The 15,872-nt window shown below is 70.7% G+C and carries 16 protein-coding genes; 9 read left to right on the forward strand and 7 right to left on the reverse strand.

Annotated features, from left to right (window positions below; genetic code table 11):
• Positions 1-97: 97 nt before the first annotated feature.
• From VGO10_RS05530 to VGO10_RS05545, 4 genes are all read left to right on the forward strand, one after another.
• Positions 98-844, forward strand: a complete 747-nt coding sequence (locus tag VGO10_RS05530) for a hypothetical protein (RefSeq protein ID WP_327466000.1) — start codon at positions 98-100, stop codon at positions 842-844.
• 123 nt (positions 845-967) lie between these two features.
• On the forward strand, positions 968-1,579 hold the full coding sequence (locus VGO10_RS05535) for a TetR/AcrR family transcriptional regulator (protein ID WP_327466002.1): 612 nt from the start codon (positions 968-970) through the stop codon (positions 1,577-1,579).
• 54 nt (positions 1,580-1,633) lie between these two features.
• Positions 1,634-2,344 carry a TetR/AcrR family transcriptional regulator gene (locus VGO10_RS05540; RefSeq protein ID WP_327466004.1) on the forward strand — a complete coding sequence of 237 codons (711 nt, stop codon included), beginning with the start codon at positions 1,634-1,636 and terminating at the stop codon, positions 2,342-2,344.
• 194 nt (positions 2,345-2,538) lie between these two features.
• On the forward strand, positions 2,539-3,132 hold the full coding sequence (locus VGO10_RS05545) for a TetR/AcrR family transcriptional regulator (RefSeq protein ID WP_327466006.1): 594 nt from the start codon (positions 2,539-2,541) through the stop codon (positions 3,130-3,132).
• Here VGO10_RS05545 and VGO10_RS05550 read toward each other — a convergent pair.
• The 5 genes from VGO10_RS05550 to VGO10_RS05570 all read right to left on the reverse strand — a co-directional run bounded on the left by VGO10_RS05550 (position 3,129) and on the right by VGO10_RS05570 (position 8,563).
• Positions 3,129-3,560, reverse strand: a complete 432-nt coding sequence (locus VGO10_RS05550) for a hypothetical protein (protein ID WP_327466009.1) — start codon at positions 3,558-3,560, stop codon at positions 3,129-3,131. The two genes, VGO10_RS05545 and VGO10_RS05550, sit on opposite strands and share 4 nt — an antisense overlap.
• A gap of 125 nt (positions 3,561-3,685) precedes the next feature.
• Entirely contained in the window at positions 3,686-5,752 is a 2,067-nt protein-coding gene (locus tag VGO10_RS05555) for an MMPL family transporter (protein ID WP_327466011.1), read from the reverse strand.
• A gap of 6 nt (positions 5,753-5,758) precedes the next feature.
• Positions 5,759-6,496 (reverse strand): hypothetical protein, encoded by a 738-nt coding sequence (locus tag VGO10_RS05560; protein ID WP_327466013.1) that lies wholly within the window; start codon positions 6,494-6,496, stop codon positions 5,759-5,761.
• Positions 6,497-6,552: 56 nt separating this feature from the next.
• The gene (locus tag VGO10_RS05565; RefSeq protein ID WP_327466015.1) at positions 6,553-7,701 is read right to left on the reverse strand and encodes a hypothetical protein; all 1,149 of its coding nucleotides are present in this window, start codon (positions 7,699-7,701) and stop codon (positions 6,553-6,555) included.
• Between the two features lie 118 nt (positions 7,702-7,819).
• Positions 7,820-8,563, reverse strand: a complete 744-nt coding sequence (locus VGO10_RS05570) for a hypothetical protein (RefSeq protein ID WP_327466017.1) — start codon at positions 8,561-8,563, stop codon at positions 7,820-7,822.
• Between the two features lie 211 nt (positions 8,564-8,774).
• On the opposite strand from VGO10_RS05570, the gene VGO10_RS05575 reads away from it, so the two are divergent.
• Positions 8,775-9,485, forward strand: a complete 711-nt coding sequence (locus VGO10_RS05575) for a TetR/AcrR family transcriptional regulator (RefSeq protein ID WP_327466019.1) — start codon at positions 8,775-8,777, stop codon at positions 9,483-9,485.
• Here VGO10_RS05575 and VGO10_RS05580 read toward each other — a convergent pair.
• Both VGO10_RS05580 and VGO10_RS05585 read right to left on the reverse strand, forming a co-directional pair.
• Positions 9,482-10,516, reverse strand: a complete 1,035-nt coding sequence (locus VGO10_RS05580; protein ID WP_327466021.1) for a TetR family transcriptional regulator — start codon at positions 10,514-10,516, stop codon at positions 9,482-9,484. The two genes, VGO10_RS05575 and VGO10_RS05580, sit on opposite strands and share 4 nt — an antisense overlap.
• Before the next feature lie 218 nt (positions 10,517-10,734).
• Positions 10,735-11,868, reverse strand: coding sequence for a TetR family transcriptional regulator (locus tag VGO10_RS05585; protein WP_327466023.1), 1,134 nt, complete (start codon positions 11,866-11,868; stop codon positions 10,735-10,737).
• 144 nt (positions 11,869-12,012) lie between these two features.
• Here VGO10_RS05585 and VGO10_RS05590 point away from each other — a divergent pair, with 144 nt between their 5' ends.
• The 4 genes from VGO10_RS05590 to VGO10_RS05605 all read left to right on the forward strand — a co-directional run.
• Positions 12,013-13,986: a TetR family transcriptional regulator gene (locus VGO10_RS05590; RefSeq protein ID WP_327466025.1), complete on the forward strand. Its 1,974-nt coding sequence runs from the start codon at positions 12,013-12,015 to the stop codon at positions 13,984-13,986.
• Positions 13,987-14,066: 80 nt separating this feature from the next.
• Complete coding sequence (locus VGO10_RS05595; protein WP_327466027.1) at positions 14,067-14,699, forward strand: TetR/AcrR family transcriptional regulator; 633 nt, start codon at positions 14,067-14,069, stop codon at positions 14,697-14,699.
• Positions 14,700-14,822: 123 nt separating this feature from the next.
• On the forward strand, positions 14,823-15,053 hold the full coding sequence (locus VGO10_RS05600) for a hypothetical protein (protein WP_327466029.1): 231 nt from the start codon (positions 14,823-14,825) through the stop codon (positions 15,051-15,053).
• A 39-nt stretch (positions 15,054-15,092) separates the two neighbouring features.
• Positions 15,093-15,872, forward strand: a 780-nt coding sequence (locus VGO10_RS05605) for an amidase (protein ID WP_327466031.1), incomplete at its 3' end; no start/stop codon positions are given.

Genomic DNA, 15,872 nt, shown 5'->3' on the forward strand with positions numbered 1-15,872 from the left:
GTCGGCCCAGGCGCATCGTGCAGGACGCGCCGCAACCTTTCGACGTTCCCGCGGTTTCGGGTACATCGTCGTTTTCGTCTCCAGGAGGAGTTGTCCCTTGCGCAGAGTCATGATTCCCGTCGGGCTGCTGGCCTGCAGCGTGGCGGTTGCCGCGCCGGTGCTGGCGCAGTCATCCGGTTCCAACACGTCCAACACCGTGCTGACCGCCAAGGTCTCCGTCAGCCCCAGCAAGGCGGGCACCAAGAAGAAGCCGAAGGGCGTCAAGCTCACCTACACGGTGCATTGGGAGACGTCGCCCGACGTCGACAAGCCGGTCGTGCAGACCGCCGACGTCTTCTTCCCCAAGGGCTCGCTCTACAACGGCGCCAAGTACGCCAAGTGCGCCCAGTCGGTCATGGAGCGCGGCAGCGTCTCGCAGTGCCCGCCGAAGTCGATCATGGGCACCGGCAGCGGCACCGCCTACGCCGACCAGGTCCTCACCACCCCGAAGATCACCGTCGTCAACGGCGGCGGCAGCAAGGTCTTCTTGTTCACGGTGCTGACGAACCCGGCCCGCGTCGCCAAGCCGGTTCCGGGCACGATCACCAAGATGTCGGGCAAGTGGGCCTACAAGCTCCACCTCGTCGTCCCGGCGAGCCTGCAGGTCGTGGCCGGTGTGCCGATCGCGCTGCGCGACATCAAGATCACGTCCGGCGGCAAGTCCTACGCCAAGGACTGGCTGGCCACCACCTCGTGCTCGGGCGGCAAGTACCCGTTCGAGCTGACGACGGGCTTCGCCCCCGACAGCGCGGGCGCGCCGGTCGGCTCGGCGACGTACGACGGCAGCACGCCCTGCTCCAAGTGAGCTAGGCCTCAAGCAGCTCGTTTGAAACGAGCGCCCGGGCGCCAAGCCCGGGCGCTCGCTCGTTAAGGCCTCCGCGCTCCCGTCACTCGGCAAACATTGACGTCTCTCATAGGATCCCTGGCCGTGACCTCTGGGCCGAACCTCACACGGCGTACCGTCCTGCGCGAAGGCGCCGTCGCCTTTCCGGCCTGGTGGCCGGCCCGCCCGCGCAGCGCGATGCTGGCCGGGATGGCCAGCGCGGCAACCAAGCACGGCTACGCCAACGTCCGCGTCGACGACGTCATCGAGCTCGCACGCGGCTCGCGCCGCACCTTCTACGCCTACTTCGACGGCCGCGAGTCTTGCCTCCTGGAAGCCCACGAAATGGTGCTGGCCGACTGCCTGCGCGCCGTCGATGAAGGCCCGCAGGAGCTCGAGGCCGCCCTGGGGCGGCTCATGCGCTACCTGGCCTCATGGCCGGCGCACGCCCATCTGCTGCTCGTCGAGATCCTCGCCGCCGGGCCGACGGGCGTCGCCGCCTACGAGACGGCGATGGACACGTTGGCGCGTCGCCTGTCGGCCTGCACGATCCCGGGCCCGAAGTCCAGCGCGGTGAGCGCCGACGCCTTGGCACAGGCGCGCTTCGGTGCTCTGCACCGCCTGGTCCAGCAGCGCGTGCTGGCCGGAGAGCACCAGGCGCTGCCGCGTCTGACTCCGGCGTTAGTCGAACTCGTCACCCTTCGCGCATCGGATTGACAGAAAACACCTAGCGCCACGTGACGGAGACGTGTATGTTCCTCGCCGAAAGCGATGATCCAACGTTCTCCGCACGCCCGCGCCGCACACCAACTGCCTTCGGGTCGCCACGGGCTTCCGCGCGACTTCGTCATCTCCAACCAGCGTGAGCGGATCCTCGGCGGCGTGATGGCCGCCGTCAGCGCCAATGGCTACGGCGCCACGCGGGTCGAGGACATCATCGCCCTGGCCGGGGTGTCGCGGCGCACGTTCTACGACCATTTCTCCAACAAGGAGCAGGCGTTCCTCGCGGCCTACGACTTCGTCGTCGAGCAGCTGCGCATCGGCGTGGCCGGGGCCTACGCCACCGGCGGCACCTGGGCCTCCAAGGTGCGCCGCGGGCTGGCGGCCTTTCTGAACCTGATGGCCGGCGAGCCCGAGCTCGCCCATGTCTGCATCGTCGAGGCCGTCGCAGCGGGCCCCCAGGCGTTGGAGCGCCGGATGAGCGCCATGGCCGACTTCCGGCTGTTCCTCACCCCTCCGGCGCCCGACCATCCGCCCGTGATCGTGTCGGGCGTGACCGCCGAGACCGTCGTCGGCGGCGTCTATGAGGTGATCTACTCGCGCGTGGTCACCAACCGGACGGCTGAGCTCCCGGACCTCCTGCCCGCGTTGCTCTACAGCGTCCTGCTGCCGTTCGTCGGCACCGAGGTGGCGGGTGCCGAGTACCGCCATGCGGTGACCGCAGCCGCGGCTCGCGCCAAGGACCCGACGCTCACACCGTAAGGCGGTGAGAGCCTTTTGGGCTCACACTGATGTTTTCGCTCCGTGCTTCTCAGCGGGTAGGGGTTCCATTCTGTCGCGGACACGGGTACGTTTCCGTCCCTGTGAGCCCCTTGCCTCGAGAGCCCCACCACCTGCCGTCAGGCCGCCACAAGCTGTCGCGTGACGAAGTGGTACGCAACCAACGCTCCCGCATCGTGGAGGCCATCGCCGACGTGAGCAGCGTCGCGGGTTACGCCGCGATGTCGGTGGAGGACATCATCGCCACCGCAGGCATCTCCCGCCGCAGCTTCTACGACTATTACTCGTCGAAAGAGGACGGCTTCGTCCAGGCTTACGACGACATCAGCGGCAGGGTCCTGACCGCGGTGCGCGATGCCTACGAGGAGGCCGACGGCTTCGCCGCCCGCATCGAGGGCGCCATCGGCGCGCTGCTGCAGTTCTTCGCAGAGAACCCCGACTACGCCGAGATGTGCCTGGTGCAGGTGATGAGCGCCGGGCCCGACGCAGTGGCGCTCCGCGACAAGACCCTGCAGCAGCTCACCGAGCTCGTCGTCGCGGCTGCCGACCGTGAGCTGCCCAAGCGCGGGCGACCGCCGGAGCTGATCGCCGAAGGCATCGTCGGCGGCATCTACGAGATCCTCTACGCCCGCGTCATCCGTGGGCGGATCGACCAGCTGCCCGACCTGCTGCCCGACTTGGCCTACTCCGCGCTGCTCCCGTATCTGGGCGCCACGGAGGCCGCCAACGAGCAGCGGCGCCTGCGGCGGCGCGTCGGCCGCTCGGCCTAGCGGTCGCGCTCGTCGGCGAAGGCGAGCAGCCCGAAGAGGCGAGCGTGAAGGTCGTCGAGCTCGTCGCGCGCAAACGCGCCGGCGATCACGTGCCCGATCGCCCCGCAGAGGAACTCCAAGTGCAGCTCGGGGACGCGGCGACCGGCGTGGTGGTGCTGCCACCCGCGTGCGAGCGAGGCGACCGTCTCCTGGCGATCCTCGTCGCAGATGCACAGCATGTCGCGGTGGGCGAAGCGGATGTCGGTGACCGTCATGCGTGCCGTCTCGGGATCGGCGAGCACACCGTCGGCCAGATCGCTGAGGGCCAGCGCGAGCCCCTCGGTCCAGTTGTCAGCCTCCAGCACCCGCGCCTCGAAGCGCGAGCGCATGGCCGCGGTGGCCTCCAGATAAGCGTCACCGAACGATCGCTGAACATCCGTGCTGAGCATGTGTGGGACCTCCCCTGAGGTGATTACGGAGAGCGACCATAGGGCTGCCAGAGAGGCAGGTCAATAGCAGAAACGGAAGCGTTTGCCGATTTGTTTCTCAAGCCTCTCAACCGCTGGAGGGTCTTTCAGTGGACGATCTCCGGGACGCGCGTCCGACCACCGTGAGGCCTGGTCGACCAGGCGCGGTCGCCGAGCAGCGCGATCGCCGCAGGCACCAACACCAGTCGCACGATGGTCGCATCGACCGCGATAGCCACGGCGGCGCCGAGGCCAACCTCCTGAATCACCGGCACGCCCGTAAGGGCAAAGCTCCCGAAGACGGCGACCATGATCAGCGCAGCGCCGCTGATCGTGGAGCCGCTGGAGGCCAGGCCGTCCTGCACCGCCTCGCGGGTCGAGCGGCCCTGCAGACGCCGCTCGCGGATGCGGCTAAGCAAGAACACTTCGTAATCCATCGAGAGCCCGAAGACGACCGCCAGGACGATCGGAATCGTGACCGTATCCAGATAACCTGGCGCGTCGAAGCCCAGCACACCGTCCGGCCAGCCCCAGACGAAGACGGCGGTCAGGACGCCGTAGCTGGCCGCGACGCTGAGCACGTTGGCCACGACGGCCTGCAGCGCGAGCGGGACCGACCGCAGCATGACCAGCAGCAGCACGAACGTCGCGATCAGGACCCAGGCCGCGATCTTCCACAGCGACCCCGTGATCGCGTGGTTGAAGTCGACTTGCGCGGCCGTGTTGCCGCCAACCAGCGTTCCGTGCGGCAGGTCGCGCCGAAGCCGGTGGATCAACTGCTTGGAGACCGGCGCGTCGGCGTCGTGACGCGGGGTGACGATGATGAGGATGTAGCGCTTGTCCGTGGTTCGGGTCCGCACGCCCGTGTGGACGACCTCGGGGTCGGCGCGCAGCAGCTTGACGGCGGCGTCGAGCGTCGGCGGCGGCGTCAGGATCTTCAGCGGCGCGCCGTCTCCCGGCCCGCGGCTGGTGGTGATCGCCGCCTCGAAACCCTTGCGAACCTCCGAGCCCTTGGGGAACTGGCGCAGCACGCCGTCGCCGGTGTGCAGCGCGGTCACGGGCACCGCCAGGAGGATCAGCAGCGCCAGCGCGGCGGCGAGCCAGACAGCGGGGCGCGCGGTGACCCTGTGCGCCCAGGCCCCGAACCGGCGGCCGCTTGGCTTTCCGGGCTTGATGCGCCTGCCCGCGACCGTCAGCAGCGCCGGCAGCAACGTCGCGCAGGCGAGCATCGAGACGAGCACGACGATGATCGCGCCGGCGGCCATCGAGCGGATGGCCGCGGTCGGGACGAGCAGCAGGCCGGCGAGCGCGATGACGACCGCCACGCCGCTGAAGGCGACGGCGATGCCCGACGTGCGCATCGCGGTGCGGCGCGCCTCCTCCAGCGTGGCGCCGTCGCGGAGCTCCTCCCGGTAGCGGACGACGACGAACAGCGAGTAGTCGACCGCGACGCCCAACCCGATCATCGACGCCATGTTCGGCGTGTAGAAGCTCATCAGCGTGTGCCGAGCGAGCAGCTCGATGATCCCACCGGTGATGAGCACCGCCACGCCGCCCATGATCAGCGGCAGCGCCGCGGCGGTCAGCGAGCCGAAGACGACCAGCAGGATCACCAGGATGACCGGAAAGCCCACGCGCTCGGCGCTGGCGAGGTCCTTCTTGGTCAGGTCCACCATCCCCGCCCACAGCGCGCCCTGGCCGATGAGGTGCACCTGGACCTGGCCGTAGTGGCGCCCGTCCTCCAGGCCGAGGTGGCGCCGCAGCTCCTTGCCGACGTCGGGGGCGTGGAACTCGTCGACCCCGGTGACGAAGGGGACGATCACCGGCCGGCCGGGCTGCTGCTTGGCGTAGTACAGCGCGGCTTCCTTGGTCTCCGGCACCAGCTTGACCTCGGGCGTCGCCCGTACCGCGCGCTGCAGCGCGTCCAGCGCGGCCACATAGTCCGCACGGGGCGCGCCACGCGGTGCGACGAGCACCGCGCCCAGCATCGTCCCGCGCAGGTCGCCGGAGACGCCACGCTGCAGCGCGGCCTCGGTCCGGGCAGAGCCTGAGCCGGGGACCTCGAAGCCCCCGCCCGTCAGGTGGTCAGAGCCACCGACCGCCAGCGGCGCCGCGACGGCGACGAGCGCCGCCCAGACCGCGAGAACGGCCAGCGCCCGTCGTCGTCCATGCATCGTGATCTAGCTGCGGCAGGTCACGGCGCCGTCGAACTTCGCGATCTGACCCGTCTCGTAGTGGACCTCGACGTGGTACTTCCACTTGTGGCCCGAGGGGCACATGGTGGTAACGATCCAGTCGCGGGCGTAGGACTTGTAGCCGGCGTTGACGTGCAGGCTCTCGACCCGCAGCGGGATGCCGGCGACGATCTGCAGGCTGCGCGGGATCGAGGCATGGACCTTGTAGCCCCAGGGGCCACTGTGGAGCTTGGCGATGGTCGCCGTGACGGCCTTCTGCACGCGCGCGGGGTTCTTCAGCACGGTGTAGAAGGAGACGCTGGTGGGGCCACCGTTGACGACGGTGATGTCCGGGATCGAGGCGACGCCGTCAGCGTCGGCTACGCCGGTGCCGTGGCCCATGATCGACTTCGGGGGGCAGGCCTTGATGCCGCGACGCTCCATCGTCTGCGGCGAGCAGGTGGGGTACTTGCCGCCGTTGTAGTTGCCGCCCTTGGAGATCCACACGTCGACGGTCTGGGCCAGCGGCGGGTCGTAGTCGCGCGGGGTGTCGATCTTCGTCTTGACGTCGATGTTGATCCCCTGCGGATGCTTCGGCGTGCCCGCCTTGTTGGGCGTCACCTTGGTGACCGACGTGATCTTGATCGGGACCAGATCCTGGCCGAAGGCGAGGGCCGCTGTGACCAGGGCGGCAACGGCGACGAGGGCCGTGAGAAGGAGGGGACGACGAGCGAGGGAGCGCATAGTTGCAGCCGACGCTAGAGGAACGCTGGTGGTTTGGCAAACGTCAACATGTCTGATCAGGCCGTGAGCGTGGCGTCGCCCTCGAGCAGCGCCTGGCCGTGGACGGTCACGCGCCAGCGGTCGCCGCGCTGCTGGTGGAGCAACTGCAGCTCGTTGAGGTCCCGCAGTGTCCGCCGGCAGGTCTGAGCGGTCAGGCGAATAGCGCCGCGCACGGCGTCCTCGTCGGCGTCAGGCGTCTCGCGCACGACCTCCAGCACGCGGAGGCGGCTGGAGTTGAGGCTGTAAGGCCTCGGGCCCGGATACCGCAGCGGCGTGCCGAAGATCCAGCCATCGGGCAGCGCTTCGAGGATCGGCTTGCGCAAACCGGCCAAGCGCTTGTCGTGCTCGTCGTCGCGCGCGACGAGGCAGCGCACAGCGTGCGAGAGCGCGGGGCCGTGGCGCCGCTCGATGGCGACGTCGAGCTCGGCGCGCAGGGCGTCGACGCCGTGCTTGTCGCCGTTGAGCGCGAAGAAGGCCTCGGTGACGCGGCCGACCATCCCGGTGCTGCGACGGTCGCGCGGCGGGCGCTTGACCGTCGCGGTGGCCCGCGGCATGCCGCACATCGTGCGGACGAGGTTGACGAGATCGCGATGCAGGCGCGGGGTCGGCTTCAGGATCGCCTCGCCCACGAGCTGGGGGCGGAGCGCCGCGAAGACGGCCTCAACGCTCCACTGCGGCGCGTCCTTAGGGCGGTCGGCCGGCATGAGGCGCTTGAGGCGGTCGCGCACCGGTGCCAGGGCGCGATCGCGGCGATCCCAAGCGTCAGGTCCGACCGCAGTCGCCTCCAGCAGCGCGAACCGCGTCCACTGCGGGGCGTTGGAGGCGACGTCCAGCAGCGACCAGACCGCGGCGTCGAGGCCCTCCGCAGGCGTGGGCGCACGGTCGAACGCCGCGCAGACACGCATCTGGGCGAACGTGAGGGCGTGTGCCATCGCGTCGACCACCAGGTTGTCACGCGTCTGGTAAAGGTCATAGACACGACCTTTGGTGACGCCGGTCGGCTGCTGGATGTGGTCAAAGCTGGCCTCCAGCAGACCGCGGTCGGTGACGACCTTGCAGGCAGTGTCGAAGATCCGCGTGCGCTGCATGTAGCGCACGTAGACGTCCGGGAAACCGTGCCGGCCTGCAGAGACCGGCGAAACAGGAAGGTTCGCAGCGCGGGTCATAACTGCCGAGCAGCGTAGCGCTTTGGGGTACGTCCGTGTGTCCTAATGTCGGCAGGGGTGCCACACCGTGACGGCGCCCCACTTGGGTCGCCGTGTACCACTTACGAGGGTTGGTCAATCAGCTGCTGCAGGTCGCCTTGCCCTCGTGCTCGACCTGCGTCCCGTCGTCGAAGCCCACCCGCGCGTCGTAGTCCCAGCCGTTGTCCGGACAATCCGGGACCACCATCGACGGTCCGCGCTTGATCGTGAGCCGCAGCGACTGAAGCCCGACCGGGACGCCGGCGATCGTCTGCAGATCCGGCGGGAAGGTGAAATCGAGCTTCAGGCCGTCATCGGTCTTCGAGATCTTCCCGGGCACGACGGTCTTCACGTAGGCCGGATGACTGACGGTGGTCGAGAGGTAGACGTCGTCCTCACCGCCGTTGACGACGTTGATCACCCCGACCGTCTTGGCCTGGTCGGTCAGACCGACGGCCTCGCCGCTGCCGATGACCGCGCCGGGCGGGCAGGCGTCGAGGCCGCGCTTGAGCGTCGCCTCGTCGCAGGACACCGTGTCCCCACCCTTCCAGTCGATCCCCTTGGGCAGCCTGAGCTGCGCCGTCTTGGCGATCGGCGGGTCGGTGTCTGCGGGCTGGCGCAGCCGCAGCGCGACATCGACCTGACCGGCCTTGACATCCACGCTGGAGCCCAGCACCGACACCGGCGAGGTGGTCGGCTTGCCGTCGGGCGTGGTGGCAACCGTGGTCCCCGTGCCCACCCGCCCAGCCGTCGCGGTCTTCCCGGAATCCGAGGATGAGCCGCAGCCGGCCGCGGTGGCGACCGCGAGCGCGGCCAGGACGAAGAACGACGGGCGGACGCGCATGAGCAGCGGAGCGTATCCCCCGGCTCCTGCTGGCGTCTAGACACAACCTCATCCCTACATAAAGACCGGATCAAAAACGGGACACCGTTCGCGGCTCGACTCCCGTTCCGCAGGGCCCCAACCAATTCGGCCAGAGAGCTTCACCAGATTCGTACATAGATCTGTGCCAAGAGACGCAGACAACAGCCTCCGGTACAGCTATGTTTCCCCTGTGGCCGAGAACAAGAAGAAGCGCGCGCGCGAGCCTTACCAGCTGCCGGCCGGCCGCCACGGCTTGCCGCGGCAGTTCGTCGTCACCAACCAGCGTCAGCGAATCCTGGCCGCGGTCGCCGACGTCTGCAGCTCCTCGGGCTACGTCGCGATGAGCGTCGAGGACATCGTGGTGACGTCCGGTGTCTCGCGCCGAACGTTCTACGACAACTACCGGGGCAAGGAAGACGCGTTTCTGGCCGCCTATGACGAGGTCTCGGCGCAGTTGCTCGCCCGGGTGCAGGAGGCCTACGACGCGGCCGACGGCCTCGTCGACCGCGCTCGCGAGTGTCTCCGCGCGCTGCTGGAGTTCATCGCGTCGGAGCCGACCTTCGCCGACATGTGCATCGTCGAGGTCCTCGCCGCGGGCCCGCAGGCGATCGCCCGGCGCAACACGATCATGAGCGCCATGGCCTCGCTGATCGACCAAGCCGCCGCGGGCGAGCTGCCGAAGACCAAGCGGCCGGCGCCGATCATCGCCGAGACGCTGGTCGGCGGGATCTACGAGGTCATTTACTCGCGCGCGCTTGCGGGGAGATACGCCGAGCTGCCGGGACTGCTCCCGGATCTCGTCTTCGCATTGCTGCAGCCCTACGTCGGCAGCGAGATCGCGCAGGAGATCTTGAAGAAGGAACGGCGCCGCCTCGCGCGCGCCGAGAGCGCCAGCGCCTAGGTCCGATCCGCGCGCCGCTCCTCAGCGGCCAGCCGCGCCGCCACTGCGGCGCCGCGCTCTGTCAAGCCCCACGCGTGGCTGCGCCCCTCTCGGCGACTCTCCGCCAGCCCGTCATCAGCCAGCCTGCGCAGCAGCCGGCTCATCTGGCTCTCGTGGGTGACGCCCACGGCATCGGCGACGTCAACGTTGCCACAGCCCGGATGCGCGGCGATGTGGCGCAGGGCCGCGGCCGCCAGCTCGGTGAGGCGGAGCGCCGTTGCCGTGACCTCGGCGTCGACGTCTGACACAGCGTTGTCGGCCCCGCGCTCCCGCGCCTCGGTCACGACCTCCGACGGCTTGCGCGAGCCGAAGGCGTGGCGCATGGCCTCGTGGCGCCCGACGAACGGCGACAGCGCGAGGAAGATCGCCGAGCCGGCCGCCTCGTCGAGCCCGACGGCGTCGTCACCACCGGAGACGTACTGCAGGGCCAACTCCCAGAGGCCGCCGATCGTCCCCGCGGCGGTGTTGGCCGGGACGCGGTCGCCGTGCTCGTCGGCCGGGCCGCGCTCCAGCAACGCGACGAAGCGATCGACGACAACTTGCCGAGCGGCGCGAGCGCGGCCGTTGCCGTACAGCGGCTCCATGATCGCCATCCACGCGCGCGGTCGGTCGAGCTCGAGCGCGGCGAGAAAGGTGACGATCGCGACCGTGACCTGCGCGGCCCACTCGTCGCCGGCCGCGTCGACCTGCTCGGCGACCTCGTCCCAGAGGCTCCCCAGCGCCTCCTCGATCGCGCTGGCAAAGCAGTCCTCGGCGTCGGTGAAGTGGTCGTAGAAGGTGCGCCGCGACATCGCGGCGTGCTCGCAGATGCGGTCGACCGAGAGGCCGTGCCAGTCGCGCTCGCGCGAGAGCGCGGTCATCGAGGCGATGAGCCGGGCACGCTGGAGCTGCGGCTGCGCCGCGCGCGAGGCGCGCCGGACCGTGGGGTGGGTGGGTTCGTCTCCTGCCTCGACGACCGTCAGCCGCGGCCGGTTGGCCTGCGCGCCGCTCATCGCCGGCACCCCGCCGTGCGGGGGTCGAGCGCGCGGCGGCGCGCCCAGCATGGCGTCGACGCGGCGCCCGCCGCGTCGGGGTTGGATCGGCCCACGATGGTGTCCTTCGGTCGTGTCCCGCGCGCCGGTGATGACGCTTGGAGGTACGCCGCCGTTTCCGGCTTGACGTTGCCTCACCGTAGATGGTCGGGTCTACGAATGTCAAGAACAGAGGTAAGTCAAAAATTCTTAGTCAGATTTGCCGTTCGCCAGAGCGCGGCTCGGCCGGGACCTGGGCGCCGCTGCACCGCACCGGCGCACGCGAGTTGCGCCAGCGCGCGGTGGACGGTCGAGTGATGGCCGATGCCCACGCCGGCGGCGATCTCGGTGGCCGTGGCGTCGGGGTGCTCGGTCAGCCAGGCCAGGATGCGGTCGCGCGCCGAGCGCGGCAGCCACGCGCCAGGCGGCCCGGCCGCCACGTCGGTCAGCGGCAGCCCGCAGGACCAAGCGTTCCGGAGGCCCTCGAGCGCGCGGCGACGGAGCGCCTCGTCGACCGGCTCGCCAGCAGCGCGCTGCTCCTGCCAGCCGACGACGGCCTGCAACAGCGCGGGACCGTCGCCGTCGCGCAACGCACGGCCGAGGCTGGCACGCATGGCCGCCTGGCGTTCGGTGTCGCCGGCGGCAGACGCGTCGCCGCCGACCGAACCCGTCAACAGCGCGCGGACCTCGCCGGCGTCGGTCTCCCGCACCTGGACCGCGACCGGCAGGCGCGCCGCCTGGCGCCGCGCCGCCGCAGCGCCCCGCACCGGGCCGATCACCAGCTCCAGGGCCTCCGGACGCAGCGCCATCAAGGGCTTTTGCGGCTCTGCCAGCCCCGCCCGCAGCGCGCTGTCGAGCGCGGCCAGCGCCCCGGCCGCCGCCGGACGGGTCCCTGCGCTCGGTGCCAACCGTGCCACCACCGGCGCCCACAGCCGGTCCCGATGGGCCAGCGCCGCCTCCCCCGCGGCGGGCACGGCGACGAGGCAGAGCGCCGCCCAGGCGCGGTCACGATCGAGCAGGTGCAGATACGTCGACAGCCCCGCGTCGACGCCCGCCGCCCACCCGCGCTGCCCCGCCTCCGCAGCAAGGATCTGCGGCAGCGCGTAGCGCGCGGCCAGGTCAAGCGCCGCGATGACCGCGGCCTCCTTGTTGGAGAAGGCGTCATAGAAGGTGCGTCGCGAGACGCCGGCTCGCGCCTGGATGGCACTGACCGTCGCGGCCGCATAGCCGTCCCGCGCCACCACGCGCGCCGTCGCGTCCAGCATCCGCGCCCGCTGCAGGAACGCGCTGGCCTGCGGCGGCAGCCCGCCGCGTCCGCGGGGAAGCGGCGCCATCGCAGCTCCTGGGGGCCTCGCCGACACGCGGGGAGCACCCTAGACCTCAGGTCAACCTGATGGGGTAAAGACCGATTCCGAAAGCTGCCAATCGCACCAACACACATACCGTTTGCTTTGGCGCATCCGTATGGTCTTCTCTAGATGGCGTCCGAGCCTCGCCCAACCGAGCAGCGTCTCCCCCGCGGCCCGTCCGCGCTGGATCCCGAGGATCGCGCGCGGCTGCATCGTCAGCGCATCCAGGACGCGTTCGTGGCATTGGTCGCCGAGCGCGGTCTGCAGGACACGAGCATCCGTGACATCTGCGCGAGCGCGCGGGTCGCGCCGCGCGACCTCTACGCCCAGTACCCCGGCAAGCTCGAACTGCTGCTCGGCACCTGCGACGCGATCGTGCGCGATGCGTGCGACGCGGTCGCCGCCGCACGGCGCAGCAACCCTCCCCCCGCTGACGTCACCGCCGCGGTCGCCGCCGTCCTCAAGCCGCTGGCCCAGCAGGCTGCTGCGCGACCCGCCCACGCGCACCTGGTGCTCATCGACGTCTTCGCGGCAGGCGCCGCGGGGCCGGCCTACCGGCGCGGCCTCGTCACGCGGCTGCGCGTGCTGCTGGCCGAGGCGCTGTCGGACCTCCCCGCGCCCGCCGGCCTCTCCGAGGCATCGCTCTGGGTCGTCGCCGCCGGCAGCCTGCAGGCCTTCGAACGGCGCGTGCGCGCGGGCAAGGCGCGCAGCCTCGTCAAGGCCAGCGACGAGCTCGCGGCCTGGGCGGCGACCTACCTGACCGCCACGCCGCTCCCGCTGCCCAAGCCCGGCCGGCCGACGCCGCTGGCCGACGGGGCGCCCCGCACACGCGGTCTCCCACGCAACGTCCAGCGCCTGCCGCGCCAGTTCGTCGTCCCCCATCAGCGTGACCGGATCCTGCGCGCCGTCACCGCGCTGGCCGCCCGCGAGGGCTACGCCGACATCGGCATCCCGGCGATCGCGACCGAGGCGCAGATCTCGATCCGGACCTTCTACCAGCACTTCTCCTCCAAGCACGAGGCCTTCACCGCGGTCTACGACCTGGCCTTCGGCAAGCTTTTTGCCCGCACGTGGGCGGCCGCTTCCTCGCAGAAGAGCTGGCCCGCCGCGGTGCGCGAGGGTGTGCGGGCCTGGGTTGGTTACGTTGCCAAGGAGCCCGACCTCGCGCGCTTCGGGTTCAGCGACATGTTGACGATCGGGCGCGAGGCAGTGGAGAAGGTCGACAACGCGTACTACGCGTTCGGCGATCTCTTCGGCCGTGGCCGCCCGGGGGACCACGAGGTCTCCGAGTTGGTGTCCTACGCGATCGCCGGCGGGATCGCGGGGCTGGTGGCTTCCTGGGTCGCCGACGGCCACGCCGCCGATGTCCAGCAACTTGCACCACATCTCACCTACGCGGTGCTGGCGCCCGCGGTCGGCGACGCCGAGGCCCTGCACATCTCCGGCCTGGCGCCGGTCCCGGTGATCGTCCCGGTCCCCGAGCCCGTCAACGACGGCCAGCGGGTCGCTGCGGCGTTCGCCGCGCTCGTCGCCGAGCAGGGCTATGCGGCGACGACGCTCAAGCAGGCCGCCCGTCGGGCCAAGGTCGACGCGGCCGTCGTCGGCGAGTACTTCGACACGCCCGCCGACTGCGCGCTGCAGGCGCTGGACGCGTGGACCGACCGGACGTTCGCCGCGATGGCCGCGGCGTTCGCCTCCGCCCCGCGCGACGGCGCGCTGGCCGTGCACCGTGCGCTGGGCGCGATGCTCGCGCAGATGTCGGCCGAGCCCGACATGCTGCACCTGGCCGTCGAGGCGGTCGAGCACCTCGGCCCGCGGGCGCTGGCCCGGCGGGCGCGCTACGCGTCGGTCTTCTTCGACGCGATCTCCCCGACCGTGGCTCCCGAAGATCCGATCCCCGCCGAGCCGCGCGTCGTCACCGAAATGCTGGCCGAGGGCGTCTTCGGCGTGCTGCGGACCTATGTCGCAGAGGACCGCATCGACGAGCTGCCGGCCGCGCTGCCGGAGATCAGCTACCTGTCGGTCGCGCCCTTCTTCGGCCCCGAGCGGGCCTCGGAGATCGCGCAGCTGCCGTTCGCCGCAGCGGCTGCCGTCGACACCTGAACCACGCCTCTTCGGCGCCAATTTCTGTCTGTAGGTGGACACGCGCCTGTCTCCGGGCGTAGGATCGGCCGGAAACGCCGATGTCTCATCAAATATTTGTCAAAGGCCCGACGTTCACCCCGGGCAACGAGCGCGAAAGGTTGTTGGTGGCCTTCGCTGATCTTGCGTATGAGCGCGGCTACGAGCTGGTGCGGCTCACCGACCTCCCGGCGCGCACGGGCGTCTCACACGACACCGTGTTCGGGTACTGGCAGACCGAGGAGGAGTGCGTCCTGGACGCCCTGCAGACCGGCGCCGAGCAGACCTTCTCTGCGGTCGCCAACGCCTTCATGGGTGACCCCGGCGACTGCGGCGCGGCCGCCCACCGCTCGCTCGGCGTGCTGCTGGACTTCCTGGCCGCCTCCCCGGCACTGGCATCGCTGTCGATCCTCGTACCGCCGATCCTCAGCCCGCGTGCCGCCGCGCGCCACAAGTCCGTGCTCGACGTCTTCGGCGAGTTCCTCGGCCCAGGCTTTGCCGCCATGGGCCACGTGCCGCCACGGCCCGAGCTCGTGTCGCAGATCATCACGGGCGGGATCTTCGAGGTGCTGCGCCGGCATGCGTTGGACCGGCGGCTGCATGAGCTGCCATCAGCGCTGCCGGCGGTTAGCCACGTGTGCATCGCGGCGTTCTTCGGGCTGGAAGAGGCGGCGCGCGTCGTGGCGACGGCATAGCTCTCAGCGGCCTGGAGCGCGTCGACTCCATCATCCGTTGAGCGCCGGCGACGTGCCGCCAGTTCGGCCAGGTCCCGGCGTTGGAGCCAGCAGTTTCGGCAACCGCGGACAAGGAAGACCGCCATGGCTCGTGCCAGCTGGCAGATCAAGACCGATCGGGGCGCTCACAGGCTCGGATGCCTGGACTGCGGCGCCCACACGCTCCTCAGCCCGCTCTCGGTCCCGAGATGTCCGTGTTGCGGCGGCATCGACCTGCACTCGGTCGCGACCGCCGACGCCGAGCTGCGCCGGCTGCGTGACGTCCGTGACCGGGCCGTGCAGCTCGGCGAGGCGCCGCTGATCTTCGCGCTCTGACCGCGGCATCGGCGGCGGCGATGCGCCAGGATGGCGCGCATGGAGAGCACCGAGTACGCCGCTCACGATGGGCTGGGCCTGGCGCAGCTGATCGCCGAACGCCAGGTCACCGCGGAGGAGGTCGTGCAGGCTGCGCAGGCCCGCGCCCGCGAGGTCAACCCGCGCATCAACGCGATCGTCCGTTGGATGGACGCCGACGCGCAGGCGCGGCTCAGCGAACCGCTCATCGGTCCGTTTGCCGGCGTCCCGTTCCTGCTCAAGGATCTTGGTCAGGAGTACGCCGGGGTGCCGTCGTCCTACGGCTGCGGCGCCCTCGCGCACGTCCCCGCAGCCGAGCACGCGACCGTCGTGCAGCGCTGGCTCGACGCGGGCCTCGTGGTGTTCGGCAAGACCAACACGCCCGAGTTCGGCGCCAAGGGCATCACCGAGCCGGACCTGTTCGGCGCCGCCCGCAACCCGTGGGACCTCAACCGCACCCCCGGCGGCTCCTCGGGCGGGTCGGCGGCGGCCGTCGCGGCCGGGATCGTCCCGGTCGCCGGTGCCAGCGACGGCGGCGGCTCGATCCGCATCCCGGCGAGCGAGTGCGGTCTGGTGGGACTCAAGCCGTCACGCGGCCGCGTCTCGATGGGCCCCGAGGTCGGCGAGATGTGGGCGGGCTTGGCGTTCGAGCTCGCCGTCACTCGCTCGCTGCGCGACGCGGCCGCGTTGCTCGACGTCGTGGCGGGCGCGATGCCGGGCGATCCCTACGTCGCGGCACCGCCGGAGCGGCCGTATCGCGAGGAGGTCGGCGCGCCCTGCCGCGGTCTCCGGGTCGGCCTC

The sequence above is a fragment of the Baekduia sp. genome, from assembly GCF_035996765.1.
GTDB lineage: Bacteria > Actinomycetota > Thermoleophilia > Solirubrobacterales > Solirubrobacteraceae > Baekduia.